The organism is Magnetovibrio blakemorei (assembly GCF_001746755.1).
Taxonomy (GTDB): Bacteria; Pseudomonadota; Alphaproteobacteria; order Rhodospirillales; family Magnetovibrionaceae; genus Magnetovibrio; species Magnetovibrio blakemorei.
On the sequence record NZ_MCGG01000008.1, the window covers coordinates 122882 to 139068 of the forward strand.

Below are 16187 nucleotides of genomic sequence, written 5' to 3' on the forward strand. Positions count from 1 at the left end.
GGCCGTTTTCATGTCCGTAACCATTTATCACAATCCGCGCTGTTCCAAGTCGCGCACCACCTTAGAACTGATCCGCGAAAAAGGCATTGAGCCCAACATCGTTGAATACCTGGAAACACCGCCCAGCGCTGCAGAACTGAAAGACCTCCTCACCAAGCTGGGCCTAAAAGCCAAAGACATCGTACGCAAAAAAGAAGCGGGCGAAGAAGGCATCGACGTCGCCGCCCTGGACAACGACGCGCTCATCAAAGCGCTGGTGGCACACCCACGCGCCATTGAACGCCCGATTGTGGTCAAAGGCGCCAAAGCCGTGATGGGCCGCCCACCGGAAAACGTCATCAATTTGCTCTAGCCCGCGCAACGCGGCCCATCTTTTGACAATGGCGCACGCAACGCGCAAGCGCGCCGCTTCGCGCTGGGGGCCGCCCACCGGAAAACGTCATCAATTTGCTCTAGCCCGCGCAACGCGGCCCATCTTTTGACAATGGCGCACGCAACGCGCAAGCGCGCCGCTTCGCGCTGGGGGCCGCCACCGGAAAACGTCATCAATTTGCTCTAGAGCACCACACAACAAAAAACGGGCGCTCCAGAAAGAGCGCCCGTTTAATTGAGCACAGCGAAATTTAGCCGCGAATGGTGGCAAGGAACCCGTCGACCTCTTTGGTGAGCAAATTGGACTGACGACCCAATTCGGTCGCCGCGTCCAAAATCTGGCTGGCCGAACTGCCCGTTTGCGAAGCCGCCATCGTCACTTGAGAAATGTTCGATGACACTTCTTGGGTGCCGCTCGACGCTTGCTCGACATTGCGGGCGATTTCCGAGGTGGCGGCCCCTTGCTCTTCGACCGCTGCGGCAATCGCCGAGGTGATCTCATTGATGTGGTTGATGATCCCGCCAATGGACCCGATGGCCGTCACGGCCCCCTGGGTCGCGGTCTGAATGCCGCCGATTTGGTTGGAGATTTCTTCCGTCGCCTTAGCCGTTTGATTGGCCAGGTTTTTCACTTCAGACGCCACAACGGCGAAGCCTTTACCCGCTTCACCGGCGCGCGCCGCTTCGATGGTCGCGTTCAAAGCCAACAGATTGGTTTGATCGGCGATATCGGTGATCAACGCCACCACTTCACCAATTTTATTGGCGGCTTCGGCCAAACCTTGAACCTTGGCGTTGGCCCCTTCAACTTCGGCAACCGCTTCGCCGGCAATGCGCGTGGACTGCGACACTTGGCGAGAAATTTCAGAGATCGAACTGGACAGCTCTTCCGCCGCGCTGGCCACCGTCTGCACGTTGGAAGACGCCTGTTCCGCTGCCGCCGCAACGTTGGTCGCTTGTTGGCTGGTTTGATCGGCTGTGGCCGACACGGATTTTGCTGAGCTTTGCATTTCGCTGGCCGCCGCCGAAACGGTTTCCACCACCGCGCCGACGCTGGTTTCAAACTGTTCCGCCATGCGCAGGCGTTCCGTGCGTCGTTCTTCCAATTGTTGGATTTCAGCCGCTTTTGCTTGTTTTTCGCGTTCTACACTTTCCGCCAAAGCGGCTTTGGTTTCATCCAGGGCACGGGCCACGGTACCGAATTCGTCGGTACGATGGGCTCCCAAAACAGATTCAGCCGTGTAGTCGTGATTTGAAATATGGCTGATGTCGGCCAACAACCCTTCGATGGAGCCTTTGATGACCGAGAACAGGTACGCCGCAGCGCCCAGCCCGATGACCAAGCCGATGGCGGTCAAAATCAAGTTCAGCTGCGCCACACCTTCGAGAGAGCTTTGCACGTCGTGAATGGAGTGTTGCAAGCTGTCCAAGCGGACCTGGGTGGCCTCTTCGACTTTTGCCGTCAACGCATCCATGCTGGTGCCCATCGCTTCGGCAACGGCGTCAAAGTCCGGCATCATCGGGTTACCGCCTTCTGGACCGTTGTCCACATAGGCTTGACCCAACTTAACACCCGTTGCGTAGAAGGGACCGAAAGCGGCTTCAGCGCCTTGCAACGCCTTCACCACACCGTCCAAACCCAAAGACGCCGCCAAGGTGCGGGCGGTGGTCACGTCTTTCGCAAATTTTTCGGCAAATCCTGCGGCTTCGGCAAAGCCATCATCCAAGCCGTCACGCCCGCGGGTTGATGAAATATCGCCAATCCACTGCTGAACCTGGACCACGTCAAGCTTGATTTCTTTGATCAAGACCATCAACGGAATGGACTCGGTCGCCACCGTGTTGGCGTTGCTTTCCGTGATCTCCAGCTTTGGAAGCTGAGCATTCAAGTTGACCAATGTGACAATGGCCGCACCGGTAAACACCAACAAAATGACCGCGAGCACCGCAACCAAACGCGCTTTAACTGACATGAGAACTCCCCACAGGACGTGAATATGAAGAAAACATTGCCGCTTTCTCCCCCGGAGTTATTTCTCCGAAAACGACACACATTTTTTCCACACATACCATGAATATTTCATGAATACCACACTGAGCCCATGGTTTTACCCAAGCGCCGGAACACCTTAAAACGACTAGGCCCTAGAGGCTGCGCAGGAAACGCGGCCGCAACGGGGCGGCCCCAGATCTGGCAGCACGGACTTGGGCCAACAAATCAGGCGTATCGCGCGGCAAATTGCCCGCCAGCGCCAGGGCGTTTGAGGCGTGGTTTGAGCGAAAAATAACCGGCTTTTCCGGGTCGAGGCGTTCCAGCAAATACGCCAGCTCATCCAAAATTCCGGCGTCGTTCTGCCAGGTGAACCCCGCACCCTCAACCCGGTCGAACGCTTCGCGAAAATGTGGCTCTTGGTCGGGATCAAGATCCAATTGCAAGGTGGAGAGAAATTTGGGCGGCACTTCATTGATTAAATCGGCGGTACCTTCGATGTGTTCGCGCCAATGCGCCTGCCCGCCGAGCCCCAAAATGACCGTCGCAGACACTTTAATGCCCGCGCCCGCAGCGGCCAATAGACCGTTTTTCATCAGTTTTGCTGAACCTTTGCGGATTCGTTTGAGCATCGCATCGGAGCCCGATTCGATCCCCAAATAGACTAAGGTGAGGCGCTTTTCGCGCAATTTAGCCAAGTCTAGGGGTGATTTCTTGGTGAGATTTTGCGGCGTCGCATAACAGGTCACCCGTTGCAGATCGGGAAACGTCGCGATCAATTTATCCAAAATGAGCGCCAAATCGTCTGTGGGCAACGCCAGCGCATCGCCATCTGCTAGAAACACCCTTGAGGCCTCCGGCCAGTCCTGGGCCGCAGCGTCAATATCGGCAAAGACATCGGCTAGAGGCCGAGCTTGATAGCCTTTGAGCTTGTACATGGAACAAAACGTACACGCGTTGAAACTGCACCCGAGCGTCGCTTGGATGATCAAATTCGGCCCTTCGGAGGGTGGCCGCCACAGAGGCATGTCGTAAACAATCATAAACATAAATGTAGGGCCAAAGTCACATTCTGACCATCTCCAGTTTCCCTTGAAATTCAGCCGCTTACATCCGATACTGAGGCGAGGAGGCAGAACGGCGAAATGGCGAACCAAAATACCGCTCAGGCAACGGTGCTGAAACCGGGGCAAAAGGCGAGCACAAAAACGGGATCACCCGCCGCCCATACGGCGGTGGCAAGCGCGCGCACGGAGCACGCGGATGAAGCGCGTCATCTTTATGACCGGGCGCTGGACCATCACCGTGCCGGGCGCCTGGATCAAGCCATCAAAGATTATGCCAGCGTTCTCCGCCTGGCCCCAAGCGCCCCCGATGTGTACAACAATTTAGGCGTCGCGCTGCGCAGCGCCGGACGACCCGAGGCCGCAATTGCGTGTTACCGCCGATCACTGGGCATTCGCCCCGGTGCCGCCAGTGTGTACACCAATTTGGGCAACGCCTTGCGCGATATCGGCGAAACCGCCAAAGCGGTGGAAGCCCATCGCCGCGCCGTCAAACATGGCCCCAAATCGCCCAAGGCGCTCTACAACGCCGGACTGGCCTTTCGCGAAGGCGGCCACACCAAAGTCGCGCTGGAACATTTTGCCCGCGCCGTAAAGCTTGAGCCCACCTACGCCCAATGCCGGGTCGAACACGCCATCACGCTGTTGCAAATGGGCGACTGGCAACGCGGCTTCAAAGAGCTGGAAATTCGCCTCGCCCTGCCGGGACGCGATCCCCGCCGCAAGGACATAGAAACCTGGAACGGTTCCGCTCTTCAAGGGCGCACCATTTTGATCAATTACGAAGGCGATGAAGGGACATTGGTGCAATTTGTCCGCTTTGCCGCCGCGCTCAAGCGGGGCGGAGCGAAGGTGGTGGTGGAATGCCCGCCCCACTTAAAGCACCTGTTGTCTTCGTCCACCGACATCGCCGCCATCATCAACGTTGGCGCCGATGCCCCCGGCGTCGATGTCCAGGTACCCTTGCTGAGCCTGCCCGCGCGGTTGGGGACGCTGGTCGACAGCGTGCCCGAAGAAACCCCTTACCTGCCCGTGCCGCGGGTTGGCGCAAACGCGCTGAACATTCAAGCCGAAACCCGCTTGGCGATTGGTTTGGTATGGTCGGCAAGTTGGGAAGGCCGCGCCGCCAAAGGGCCCAAGCGTCACGGCGACATGATGCTGGACGACTTTTTGGAACTGATGGGTGTTCCGGATTTGCAGATGTTTTCCTTGGAACGCGGTGCCGGGGCAAACGACATTTCACGCCTGGGGCTTCAGCCGATCATCGAACCCACCGGGCAATCGTTGATGGACATCGCCGATTTGGCATCGACCATCGATCAATTGGATTTGCTGATTTGCACCAACAGCGTTGCCGCCCACGTGGCCGGTGCGCTGGGAAAACCGGTGTGGATGGTGCTGGACACGGGGGCCGATTGGGGCTGGTTGCAAGATCGCGAAGACAGCCCTTGGTATCCCAGCATGCGTATTTTCCGCCGCCCTGCCGATACGCCTTGGACCGCCACGGTTGCCGAAGTACGCAAAGCCCTCCTGGAAGTCTTAAAAGGAAGCTGACGGCCCTTTTGAACGGAAGTGAAGATGAGCGCCAAGCCCACAAATCCTAACGTCCAGACTGAGCCGATGTTGCCGTCGGCCCCGGCAGCCCACAAAAGCAAAAAACCGGGACTTTTGACCCGGCTGTTTGGCCGGGCTTTGACCGGAACTGAGCTGGAAATTGTCATTGCTCCGTTTGTCGATGCCGCAGGCGTCGACCATGCGCGCACCATCATGGAGGCCTTCTCGGGCCTTGATAACATCCACCTCAATCAAATCCGCGACGTGCCGATCCTCAATCCGGTGCTGGTGCGCACCGACCATCTGCCCGCCGCCTGCGCGCAAGCGATGAACTGGGTGGGCAAATACAATGCCGATTTGGTGATTTGGGGTGATGTGCCCCCGCCTGGAACAACGCTGTTCATTCATTTTGCCGCCCCGCCGCCCGTGGATGAGGCCCCCGCAGGCACCATTTCGCCATTCCAGGCTCTGATGTTGCCCGTGGGTTTTGATCCCCAGGATTTAGGCGCGCTGTTGCGGGCCTCGGCCTTGGCGGCCATGCACCCGCAAATCGACAGCAAGCGCCAAAATCGCCGTCAGTTGGTGGCCGAAACCCTGGAACACGCGGCCGCCGCCATGGAGCATATCCGCGCCGACTTTACGGTGCGTGAACAAGCGTCCATCCACGCCATGTTCGCCAACGCCTTGGCGTCGTTCGGCCACCTGTTTCCCGGCACCGAAGTCTATCTGCGGGCGTCCCAGTCTTACGCCAAAGCCATCAAGGGCACGCACCGCACTGAGAGCCCCACCAATTGGGCCTACTTGCAGCGCAACTTAGCCACCGTGCTGCAAGCCATTGGCGAGCGCACCGACGACAGCGAGACGTTGGGCCGTGCCGTCGAAGCTTACCGCGCCGCCTTGGAGGTGTTTAGCCTTGAGGCCACGCCATTTCCTTGGGCCACAACCCAAAACCAGTTGGGCGAAGTTCTCTATCGCCTGGATCTCAAAAGCCAAGGCTCAAAATACATCAAAGAAGCCCTGGGCTTGTTTCAAGGCGCGCTCAAAGTCCTCTCCAAGCGCTCGACACCCATGTTGTGGAGCCAGACCATGAACAACTTTGGCCAGGCGGCACAAGTGTTGGGGCGGGAGTTAAAAAGCGATGAGGTTTTAACCCGTGCGGTTGAGGCCTATGCCCAAGCGCTCACCGTGCGTCAACGCGCGGCCCATCCGACACTTTGGGCGGCGACCCAAAACAACATGGGCAGCGCGCTGTTTACATTGGGCCGCATGACCGATAACAGCAAACAGTTAGAAGCCGCCTTGGACGCCTTTATGGGCGCGCGCGAGGTCTACAGTGCGCTGGGGCTCACCCGTATGGTGGAAATTACGGAAAAGAATATCGCCCACGCCACGGAAAGTCTTCCCGAAGGCGCAACCAAAAGCACCAACGACGACCCCGCCATGTGGTGGCTGGAAGATGACGAGTCCTCTTCAAAAAAGTAGAGCCATGATTTAAGCGGAAGCGGAACGATTGTTCAGATAAGCGCTGATCAAGGACGACAGCGCCAAGAAGGTCACGGTTGCCAACAACTGCCACATCAGCACCAGCGCCGTTGCGTCGGGGGCATGGAACAACCGCAAACCCACCGCGCCCAGCGCCGAAGCCGCCAATACGGACAGCGCCACCGTTTCGGTCGGTGACGTCAACATGCCGCGACGGATCAAAATCACCATCACCAAGGCCGGTGCCGCGCCCGTCGCCACGACGGAGGGATAACAGGTCCAATGCGGCGCAAACGAAAAATGCTCCGGGCCAACCTGTTCGAACAAACGAAAACAACTTTCGCCGATCAACGCCAGCCATGCCCCAAAGGGCAACACCGGCAACATCCAAGCGTGCTTGGCGCGCCCCGGTTGCGCCCCGCACAGCGCCGCATAACCGGCCGTCAGGGCAGTCAACAAAATCGCTGCCAATTCCAGCAGCGAGCGCGCATTGGTGAGGCGCTCAAACGCCAACACCATGTTTTGCCGTTCGACCAACGCCCCCATCACCAAGGACATCGGCAACGCCACGGCCATCCAGCCCGCAAGACGCCGCCCCGGTGACGCCAAGCGTTTCACCGGGGGCAAGTCCTGCGACAATGCGGCAATCAGGTTTTCGGTTGAGTTGTTCATTTTCCTACCGCTCCGCCTTTGGGCCGCTCCACCTTGGGGGCCATTTCAACGCGAAGGTTTTTGAGCGCCCTGTGCATCGCCACCTTCAGCGCCGCCACGGACATGCCGCTGACCTCAGACGCTTGTTTAAGACTCATTTCGCGCAATTTCAACAATTCCACGGCTGTCTGCTGCCCTGCGGGCAGGGTTTTGAGCGCGCGGCTGAGAGCGTCTCCCGACGCGAACACAAGATCGTCCTCTAACGGCGTATTCGTTTCATCGGACAAAAAGGTTTCAGGATATTCGTCAACCAGAACTTCGTGAGCCCCTTGTCTGTACATTTTACGCAAAGCATCCATGGTGCGGCGTTCCGCAATGGTGCTGATCCACGGTCGAAACGGCAGCTTGGGATCGTAGGTATGACGGTTACGATGCAAGCTCAATAAGATGTCTTGAACGACATCTTCACCTTTATCGGGATCGTTAATGCGTTTTCCGACGATGGCGCGCAGCAACGGCAACACCGCCGCCAGCAAGCTTTGATAGGCGACAACGTCACCGTCTTGCGCCAGCGCCATCCACTCAGACCATTGGGCGTCGCGTGTCTCGTCTGCCATTACATTCCTGACATGGGCGTTTTGGGTCAATGTAGGGTTTTACACTATTCATTCAAAAATAATTTGTAACCCATTGCATCACGGCATCGAACTTGTAGGGGAAGGGACACGATACACCGTTCCTTGAAACCCAATCCAGACCCTTTTCGGGGTCTTTATCACGTCAATCTTATTTAGGAGAATTCCATGTCTGTTAAATCTCTCGCTAAAGCCCCGCTTCTCGCCGCCGCCATGACCGTCGCCTTGTCGGCCGCCGCCATGCAAGACGTCAGCGCCGCTGATATGGAAAAATGCTACGGCATCGCCAAAGCAGGTCACAACGACTGCAAAACCGAAACGTCATCTTGCGCCGGGACCGCCAAAATGGATCACGAAGCAAGTGCTTTTGTCGCCGTTCCGGTTGGCACCTGCGCAAAAATTGCCGGTGGCACATTGAAACCTATGTAAGACCGGATTGCGCCAGATGGACCAAATGGCTCCCACCGCGCAAAGTCTTGCCAGCCCGATTCCGTCAAGCCCGTTACCAAACCGGGCTGGGATCGGGCTCAAGGCGCAGCACTATCAAGAGATTCTCGACACCCAGCCAAACATCGGCTGGCTGGAAGTGCACAGCGAGAATTATATGTGCACGGGCGGACCAACGCTGAAGTGGCTGACGGCCTTGCGCGAACGCTACCCCGTTTCCCTGCACGGTGTCGGGATGTCGCTGGGCAGCGCCGGACCTCTGGACCAAGCCCACATAAAGCGCCTGGTTGATTTGGACCGCCGCATTGAGCCCGGTTGGGTGTCCGAACATCTGTCGTGGAGCATTGCCGACGGCGTTTACTTAAATGACCTCATTGCCTTGCCTTACACCGCAGAAAGTCTCGACGTGTTTTCCGCCCACGTGCGCGAAATGCAAGATGCGCTGAACCGTCAGGTTCTGATCGAAAATCCATCTTCTTATTTGCGCTACGAACATTCCGTTATTTCTGAGCCCGAATTTTTACTCAATGTCGTGAGCCAAAGCGGCTGCGGCGTGTTGCTGGATGTCAACAACGTCTACGTCAGCGCTCACAACCACGGCTTTGACCCCGTTGCCTATCTTGACCAGATCCCGGCCCATCTGATCGGTGAGATTCATATGGCGGGTCATAGTCAAACGGTGATCGACGGGCGCACCATCCGCATCGACGATCACGGTTCCCCCATTTGTGGTGAAGTGTGGGCCCTTTATGAACACTTGATTAAGCGCACTGGACCAAAGCCGACCTTGATTGAATGGGACACCAACATCCCTGCCCTAGACGTTTTGCTGGGCGAAGCCGCCAAGGCCGACGCCATTATGACCCTGTGCGGGCAAAGGGAGACTCACCGTGCTTGCATTGGCTGAATTACAAAGTTCGTTTGGCGAGGCATCGCTTGGCGGTGATACAATCACACTGGCACCCGCCATCATTGGTGATGGGTTGCAGGCGGAACAGCGCCTCAGTATCCACCGCAACAACACCACCGTTTTGCTCTGTGAGGTTTTGGGCACCACGTATCCCGTGGTTAAAAAATTGGTTGGCGAAGCTTTTTTTGATTCTGTTGCGCGGGCGTATGTGCGTGCCCATCCGCCCCGCTCGCCGTGCCTGTTTGAATACGGGGGTCATTTTGGCGATTATCTTGCGAACGTTCCCGCCGTGGCCGAACTGCCCTATTTATCGGACGTGGCCAAGTTGGAATGGGCCTGGAATGAAAGCTTTTATGCCGTTGACGCCGAACCGCTATCGGCCAGCGCACTGGCAAAGATTGACCCAGAAACCTATGGCGATTTGATTTTCACCCTCCACCCGAGCCTGCGCCTTGTTGCGTCGGCGTACCCTATCAAAGAAATCTGGGACGTCAATCAATGCGGTGCCGATCCCGACGCCCGCGTGGATTTGAACGAAGGGGCGCAGCGCCTCGCCGTGCTGCGGGCCCAAACATCTGTAACCTTCATTGAGCTTTCTCGGGGTGGTTTTGAGATGACGGCCCAGTTAAGTGCCGGCAAGCGGCTCGAAGACGCTTTTTTGTCCGGCCAGCGTCTCATGGCCGATTTTGATCCCACGGCGACCCTGTCAGTCCTTATCCGTGCAGGCGCGTTTCACACCTTTTTCATCTAGGAAAATCCCATGTCTGTCCTGACTGAGCTTTATTATACAGTGGTCAAACACCTCACAAGCACCCCCGACGCCCTTTTGGCCTTGATGGCCCGCATCAGTATGGGTGCCTTTTTTATTCGTGCCGGACAAACCAAAGTTGACAGCGATTTCAACATCACAGACACCACCGTGTACCTTTTTCGCGAAGAATATCAGGTCCCTTTGCTGTCGCCCGAAGTGGCGGCATACATGGCCACGATCACCGAGCACATGTTAGGGGCGTTGTTGATCGTTGGTCTCGCCACCCGGCTTTCGGCCCTTGGTCTGTTGGGGATGACGATCGTCATCGAAGTGTTTGTTTACCCCGCCAGTTGGCCCGATCACCTGCTGTGGGCGACGGCCTTAATGCTGATTTTGGCGCGCGGGCCAGGGTGGTTGGCAGCCGATACATTGCTCTGCAAAGCCTTTGGAAAGTGCATTCCAAAAAGCTCTTAACCGTTTAAAAATATTGATAAAAGAAACCCAAAAGGAAAAAGCCTCAGAGGTCAATATCGCGATGCGACAGGATCTCTGAGGCTTTAATTTGGTGCACCCTGAGCGATTCGAACGCCCGACCTTCTGATTCGTAGTCAGATGCTCTATCCAGCTGAGCTAAGGGTGCACAGTGCTTGTCCACTACGTTGTGGAAGCGGGCGGAACCTACCCCACCCCCAACGCCTTGGCAAGAGGGAAGATCACGGTTTTTTACATTCTTGTGACCTGCCGATATATGCCCCGAACACGCCCCCGGAGATAAAGCCTTGGCATTTATCGAAATCCACCCTTGGCATTTATCGAAATCCACCCTTGCCGCCGCTGGAGGCATTGAGTAAGATCGCTGCAAAATAGCCGTGAAGCATGTTATTCAAACGCTTTGAAGGACTTGCCTCACATCCTGGGGGATGGCCTTTTCAGACTCCGATTTAAGGTTCCAAGTTTAAAGGCGAATGCGCGAAATGGATTTTTCGAAGTACCGGGCAATAATTGTAGCAACCGCACTCTTCCTGCCGGCTTGCTCTTTTTCAGAATCTGCTCTGTGGCCATCGTTGACTGGTGAAGACCCTGCGGCGGATTCCCCGTCCTCGGCGCTACCGGCATCGGCGAGCTCAACCAATCAAACAGCTGTTGATGGGGGCATTGCCACGCAACCGCCGCAGCTTGGCACAACGGATTTCAAGCCCGTAGGCGTAACGCCGGGCCAAGATACCGGGACATTCGTAGGCCGCAAGGTCGCCGAATTGCGCTCTGAGCTACAGCGTCTGCAAGATCAGGTCAGCACCCACAATAGTCAGTTGCAAACGCAGCGCGCCGAAATGGTCGCCAACGCACAGAACTATCACGGTCTGGTTGCTTCCATAAATTCTCGTCTTCAAGTGGGAACCACACCGGGCAACCCCATTTTGGTGCAGCAATTCAATTCCGCTCAAACGTCGTTGGATAACTTGAATGTCGGCATTGCTTCGATGAACAAGCTGGCGACTTCGGTTTCAGGCATGTCCACCATGTCCTCTTATCTGGCCGAATCGACCCGCGCCGCCTTTGGCGTGTCGGGCGCAGTGGACGAAGATCACCGCCAACTGACGATTTTGGAAGATGAAGTCGATCAAACGGTGGTTTTGATTGAGCGTCTGCTCACGGAAACCACCGAAGACATTCGCCGCCAAAGCAGTTATGTCGCCTCGGAACGGTCAAATTTGAACACCGTGGCCGCAGGCATCAAAACGGGTGAAATTTACGGCGCAAGCCTCAACAATGTCGCTCAAAGCGCATCGGGTCCCGGCCCGGTCGCCGGCAAACCGATGGATACGACCGGACGTCGCCCGTTGGTGGTGATTCGCTTTGATCGCGACAAAGTGCCGTACCAACAAGCCCTCTACAATGCGGTGGGCAAAGTTTTGGAACGTCGCCCCAATGCCTCTTTCGATCTGGTGGCCGTCGCGCCCACATCCGGCGGACCGGCGCGCGTGGCTTTGAATTCCACCAAAGCACGTCGTCAAGCCGAAGAAGTCTTGCGCTCGTTGGTTGAGATGGGCCTACCCCCCGCACGTGTTGCGGTTTCCGGCAAGACCATCGCCAGCGCACTCACCAATGAAGTGCATCTTTATTTGCGCTGAACTTCTTATAAGCCTCTCTCCATATAAAGCGCCGATCTGCAATCAGGTCGGCGCTTTATTTTGCGCTACCCCAAAAACCAGGTGTAAAACAACTTTGTTCCCCGCGCACAACCGCTTGCTTCATAAAATTTACCACATACACCCTGTTGCACAATTGCAACACATTAGAAAAATACTGATCGTGCTACTCAGGTACTACTCCTAATTGATGATAATCCGTTAAATTCCTGTTACACATGGCGAAGAGCAATAACCGCCAAGAAATTTACTTTGCGTATCACGAAGTCAAACTCTGAATTGTAGGTTGATCAAGGGCGCAATTACCGCAAACAATGCCGACCCGATACGGGCCTGCCAGGGCAGAACGGCGATAAGGGGGAAATACCTAAATGACGAAAACGTTTAAGCTGGTCCTGATGTCAGGTGTCGCCGCAAGCTTTATGGCTGCCGGCACCGCGAACGCCACCAACGGCTATTTTTCAAACGGCTACGGCACCGCAGCCAAAGGGATGGCTGGCGCAGGCGTTGCCAGTCCTGAAGACACTCAGGCGGGCACCAACAACCCTGCCGGTATGCGTGCCCTGGGCAACCGCGTTGATGCTAGCGTAGCCGTCTTCTCACCCCGCCGCGCATATTCGACGGCCGGTGCAGGACCTGCAGCCTTTATCAATGATAACGACCAGAAAAGTTCACAAAACATTTTCTTGGTCCCTTCGTTTGGCCTCAACTACGACATGGGCGAGTATTCCTTAGGTGTGACCATGAGCGCTAACGGCGGCATGAACACCAACTATCAAACAAACGTTTTCACCGGCGGCACATCCGATGCCACTGGCATCAATCTGGAACAGGCCCTGCTTGGCTTTACCTATTCTCGCAACTTGGGCGCATCAAACACCTTCGGCATCACGCCGACCATTGCCGCACAAAGATTCAAAGCGACCGGCCTCCAGGGTTTCAAAGCCATTTCCACTGACCCCAACAAGCTGACCGACAATGGTTTAGACTATTCATATGGTTATGGCCTGCGTTTGGGCTGGATCGGCGAAGTCAACGACCAGTTGAGCTTTGGTGCCATGGCGCAAAGCCGCATGTATATGCAGAAGTTAAAAAAATATGCAGGGCTGTTTGCTGGTGGTGGTGAGTTTGATATCCCCGCGACCGTCAGCTTGGGGGCGACCTTCAAACCCACCGAAAAGCTGAAAGTTTCCGCCGACGCTGAACGCATCTTCTATGGCGACGTCGAATCTATTTCTAACTCGCACAACACCCCCACATCCGGGTTCAACAGAAACATACCCGGCACCACAACTGGATCTTCGTCTCTTGGTGGTAGCAACGGTATCGGCTTCGGCTGGGATGACATGAACGTCTTCAAACTGGGCGGCGAATACGCTTACAGCAAAGCAATGACCTTGCGGGCCGGCGTTAGCCACAACTCCGCAGCGTTCAGCAATACGGAAACCTTGTTCAACATTCTCGCTCCGGCCACGGTCAACACCCACCTGAGCTTCGGTGGCACCTACGAATTTGCGCCGAACATGTCTCTGTCGATGGCTTACACGCACGCCTTTGCAGCAAACATTACGGGTACCAACGTCAACCATGGCTCCCCGATTGATCTGAAAATGTATCAAGATGACTTAGAAGTCGGTTTCAAATACGAATTCTAAGCCTACTCGCCTAACAGCGTTCAAACTGCTCGGAGCAGAAGCTCCGGGCAGTTTTTTTGCCCTTGCACCTGAACCAATAGATGCCAATATTTGGTCCATGATGAGATCTCTACCAATAATAGCGGTAACAGTATGTATCGTTGTGGTTTTTTTCGAGACATGGGCCCTTTCCAGTACCAAGGCTGCGTCCCCCACACTGGACGGCCTGACCCTGCAACCCGGTTTTTCCATTTCCGTGTTCGCCCAAGCCCCCGGCGCAAGGTCTCTGGCCCTGGCCGCAGAATTGGGCTTCGTATTCATCAGCACCCGCACGGACACCGTCTACGCCATCCCTATTTCCGATGACGACACTCAGCGCCCGACCTATCCGGTGCTGCGCGGTCTCAAGGCCCCCAATGGGATCGCGTGGAAAGACGGGTTTTTGTACGTGGTGGAGCAACATCGCGTCACCCGCTACCCGGTCCCGTCCATCGATGCGCTCGGGGAGGCTTCCGTCGAAATTCTCTACGATCAACTGCCCGATAAACCGTGGCATGGCAATCGCTCTGCGCGGTTTGGGGCGGATGGGGCGCTCTATGTGGGGGTTGGATCACCGTGCAACGTGTGCAGCTTACAGGGCTTTGAAGGCAGCATCTTAAAATTCACTCCCGGACACTGGGATAAGCCCCAAATCGTCGCCACCGGAATCCGCAACACGGTGGGTATGGATGTGAACCCCCGCACCGCCAACATCGTGTTTACCGACAACGGGGCCGACGGTATGGGCGACGACAGCCCGCCCGACGAACTGAATGAATTGACCGCCCCCGGCACCCACTTCGGCTTTCCCTGGTTTGGCGGCGGCTCTGATCGCACCCCTCAGTTTAAACTTGTGAGTCCTCCCCAAGACACCGTCCCCCCAATCGTCGCCTTTCAGGCCCACGTGGCCCCCTTGGGCGTTGATTTTTACAACGGGGGGATGTTCCCCAGTGCCTATCAAAACGATGCCTTGGTCGCCCAGCATGGATCGTGGAACCGGTCCTCACCGGTTGGGTATCAGATCAAACGCATTCGTTTTGATGCAAGCGGCCACGTCATCGACACCCGGCCGTTCATTCAGGGCTGGCTGAAAAAGAACGGCACCGTCAGCGGGCGTCCCGTAGACTTGGAAGAGCTGCCCGATGGATCTCTGCTCATCAGTGACGACGCCGCCGGATTGGTTTACCGGGTGATCTACAAAAACCCTAACTTATAAAAAACCATGGGCCAACGCCAACACCACCGCATAGCGCCCGCCCTTGGCCAGCGTCACCAGCACCATAAATACCCCAAAATTCACCCGCAAAAAGCCCGCCGCAAAGGTGATGGGATCGCCGATGATGGGCACCCAGCTGAGCAAAAGCGACCACACCCCCCACTTGGCGAACCAACGGTCAGCCTTTTGCAAATCATCAGACTGAAACGGGAACCATTTGCGATCTTGCCAGTGCAAGCACCACCGTCCCAACACCCAGTTGACCAGCGCGCCCAAGGTGTTGCCCAGGGTCGCAACGGCCCACAGCCAAAGCACATCAAAGCCGCCCGCGGAGCTTAACCCCGCCAATACGGCTTCGGAGGAAAACGGCAAGATGGTCGCGGCCAAAAAAGCCGCCGTGAAAAGGCCCAGATAACCGCTCATTCGGGCAGCGAATGGGCGTCGATGTTGTCAATCAAGCGCGCCCGACCCAGCTTGGCCGCCGCCAGCACGCGGGTCGGGCGGTGGGTGTCAAAGTGCTCGACCGGCTGCAAGGTGGTGGCGTCAACGATGGCAACATAGTCCACCGGGCCAAAGCCCCGGGCGGCCAATTCGACCTCCCCTTCCCGGCACAAGGTCGCGCCCGAACCACCCGCACGAAAGCCCTTGGCCACGTGGCGCAGCACGGCGTTCAGTTGAGGGGCCTGGGCGCGTTCGGTCTTGGTCAAATAAATGTTGCGCGACGACATGGCCAAGCCGTCCGCTTCGCGCAAGGTTTCGACGCCAATGATTTCGGTGGGGATGCACAGATCGCGCGCCAAGGTCTTGATGACTTGCAGCTGCTGGTAATCTTTTTGCCCAAAATATGCCCGATCCGCCAAGCTTTGCAAAAGCAGCTTGGTGACGACGGTAGCGACCCCGGTGAAGTGCCCAGGGCGGTAAACGCCTTCCAAGACGGCGTCCAATCCCGGCACCTGCACTTCCGTTATGGAACCGCCCGGATACATTTCATCCACATCGGGGGCAAACAGCACGTGCGCGCCTTCCGAAGCGACCAAATCGCGGTCAACTTCCTCATTGCGTGGATAGTCGGCGAAGTCTTCGCCTTCTCCAAACTGGGTCGGATTGACAAACAGTGTGACGATGACCCGCTGGCAATCCTTCAAGGCCGCCTGGACCAGACTGAGGTGCCCGGCATGCAAGGCCCCCATAGTGGGCACCAGGCCGATGCTGAGGCCCTCTAAGCGCCAGGCCAAAACCTGGGCGCGCAAATCGGCAACGGTGCGAAGGGTGGAAATGCTCATGAGAGGCTC

17 protein-coding genes and 1 tRNA gene are annotated in these 16187 nt (G+C 56.7%); 10 read left to right on the forward strand and 8 right to left on the reverse strand.

All coding sequences use genetic code 11. The annotated features are described in order from the left end of the window. Window positions 1-10 precede the first annotated feature (10 nt). Entirely contained in the window at window positions 11-352 is a 342-nt protein-coding gene (gene arsC, locus BEN30_RS02200; RefSeq protein ID WP_069956695.1) for an arsenate reductase (glutaredoxin), read from the forward strand. Here the strand turns inward: arsC and BEN30_RS02205 are convergent. The 3 genes from BEN30_RS02205 to BEN30_RS02215 form a co-directional block, all read right to left on the reverse strand. Beyond that, on the reverse strand, window positions 349-546 hold the full coding sequence (locus BEN30_RS02205) for a hypothetical protein (RefSeq protein ID WP_069956696.1): 198 nt from the start codon (window positions 544-546) through the stop codon (window positions 349-351). The two genes, arsC and BEN30_RS02205, sit on opposite strands and share 4 nt — an antisense overlap. Before the next feature lie 77 nt (window positions 547-623). After that, window positions 624-2345, reverse strand: a complete 1722-nt coding sequence (locus tag BEN30_RS02210; RefSeq protein ID WP_069956697.1) for a methyl-accepting chemotaxis protein — start codon at window positions 2343-2345, stop codon at window positions 624-626. Window positions 2346-2517: 172 nt separating this feature from the next. Then, complete coding sequence (locus BEN30_RS02215; protein ID WP_245648959.1) at window positions 2518-3411, reverse strand: radical SAM protein; 894 nt, start codon at window positions 3409-3411, stop codon at window positions 2518-2520. Window positions 3412-3507: 96 nt separating this feature from the next. Here BEN30_RS02215 and BEN30_RS02220 point away from each other — a divergent pair, with 96 nt between their 5' ends. Both BEN30_RS02220 and BEN30_RS02225 read left to right on the forward strand, forming a co-directional pair. Further along, window positions 3508-4980: a tetratricopeptide repeat protein gene (locus BEN30_RS02220; RefSeq protein WP_069956698.1), complete on the forward strand. Its 1473-nt coding sequence runs from the start codon at window positions 3508-3510 to the stop codon at window positions 4978-4980. A gap of 24 nt (window positions 4981-5004) precedes the next feature. Then, window positions 5005-6462 carry a tetratricopeptide repeat protein gene (locus BEN30_RS02225; RefSeq protein WP_069956699.1) on the forward strand — a complete coding sequence of 486 codons (1458 nt, stop codon included), beginning with the start codon at window positions 5005-5007 and terminating at the stop codon, window positions 6460-6462. Between the two features lie 9 nt (window positions 6463-6471). Here the strand turns inward: BEN30_RS02225 and BEN30_RS02230 are convergent, their stop codons facing one another. Together BEN30_RS02230 and BEN30_RS02235 are read right to left on the reverse strand one after the other, a co-directional pair. After that, a complete protein-coding gene (locus BEN30_RS02230) occupies window positions 6472-7134 on the reverse strand; it encodes an NrsF family protein (protein WP_069956700.1) in 663 nt (220 codons plus the stop codon). Then, window positions 7131-7730 carry a sigma-70 family RNA polymerase sigma factor gene (locus BEN30_RS02235; RefSeq protein ID WP_084004918.1) on the reverse strand — a complete coding sequence of 200 codons (600 nt, stop codon included), beginning with the start codon at window positions 7728-7730 and terminating at the stop codon, window positions 7131-7133. The genes BEN30_RS02230 and BEN30_RS02235 overlap by 4 nt, the downstream gene beginning before the upstream one ends. Window positions 7731-7916: 186 nt before the next feature. On the opposite strand from BEN30_RS02235, the gene BEN30_RS02240 reads away from it, so the two are divergent. The 4 genes from BEN30_RS02240 to BEN30_RS02255 are packed head-to-tail and all read left to right on the forward strand — an operon-like array spanning window position 7917 to window position 10330. Next, window positions 7917-8177, forward strand: coding sequence for a BufA1 family periplasmic bufferin-type metallophore (locus BEN30_RS02240; protein WP_069956701.1), 261 nt, complete (start codon window positions 7917-7919; stop codon window positions 8175-8177). Window positions 8178-8193: 16 nt separating this feature from the next. Further along, the gene (bufB, locus tag BEN30_RS02245) at window positions 8194-9102 is read left to right on the forward strand and encodes an MNIO family bufferin maturase (RefSeq protein ID WP_245648960.1); all 909 of its coding nucleotides are present in this window, start codon (window positions 8194-8196) and stop codon (window positions 9100-9102) included. Next, entirely contained in the window at window positions 9086-9856 is a 771-nt protein-coding gene (locus BEN30_RS02250; RefSeq protein ID WP_069956702.1) for an HvfC/BufC N-terminal domain-containing protein, read from the forward strand. Before bufB ends, BEN30_RS02250 begins: the two co-directional genes overlap by 17 nt. 9 nt (window positions 9857-9865) lie before the next feature. Next, window positions 9866-10330: a DoxX family protein gene (locus BEN30_RS02255; RefSeq protein WP_069956703.1), complete on the forward strand. Its 465-nt coding sequence runs from the start codon at window positions 9866-9868 to the stop codon at window positions 10328-10330. An 89-nt stretch (window positions 10331-10419) separates the two neighbouring features. Here BEN30_RS02255 and BEN30_RS02260 read toward each other — a convergent pair. Next, window positions 10420-10496 (reverse strand) — tRNA-Arg (locus BEN30_RS02260). Between the two features lie 424 nt (window positions 10497-10920). Here BEN30_RS02260 and BEN30_RS02265 point away from each other — a divergent pair. The 3 genes from BEN30_RS02265 (at window position 10921) to BEN30_RS02275 (ending at window position 14895) form a co-directional block, all read left to right on the forward strand. Then, window positions 10921-11988, forward strand: a complete 1068-nt coding sequence (locus BEN30_RS02265; RefSeq protein WP_245648961.1) for a hypothetical protein — start codon at window positions 10921-10923, stop codon at window positions 11986-11988. A gap of 389 nt (window positions 11989-12377) precedes the next feature. After that, window positions 12378-13661: an OmpP1/FadL family transporter gene (locus tag BEN30_RS02270; protein ID WP_084004919.1), complete on the forward strand. Its 1284-nt coding sequence runs from the start codon at window positions 12378-12380 to the stop codon at window positions 13659-13661. 142 nt (window positions 13662-13803) lie between these two features. Beyond that, entirely contained in the window at window positions 13804-14895 is a 1092-nt protein-coding gene (locus BEN30_RS02275) for a PQQ-dependent sugar dehydrogenase (protein WP_069956705.1), read from the forward strand. Here BEN30_RS02275 and BEN30_RS02280 read toward each other — a convergent pair. Both BEN30_RS02280 and panC read right to left on the reverse strand, forming a co-directional pair. Beyond that, the gene (locus tag BEN30_RS02280) at window positions 14890-15318 is read right to left on the reverse strand and encodes a YqaA family protein (protein WP_069956706.1); all 429 of its coding nucleotides are present in this window, start codon (window positions 15316-15318) and stop codon (window positions 14890-14892) included. The two genes, BEN30_RS02275 and BEN30_RS02280, sit on opposite strands and share 6 nt — an antisense overlap. Beyond that, window positions 15315-16178, reverse strand: coding sequence for a pantoate--beta-alanine ligase (gene panC / locus BEN30_RS02285; protein WP_069956707.1), 864 nt, complete (start codon window positions 16176-16178; stop codon window positions 15315-15317). The genes BEN30_RS02280 and panC overlap by 4 nt, the downstream gene beginning before the upstream one ends. Window positions 16179-16187 lie beyond the last annotated feature (9 nt).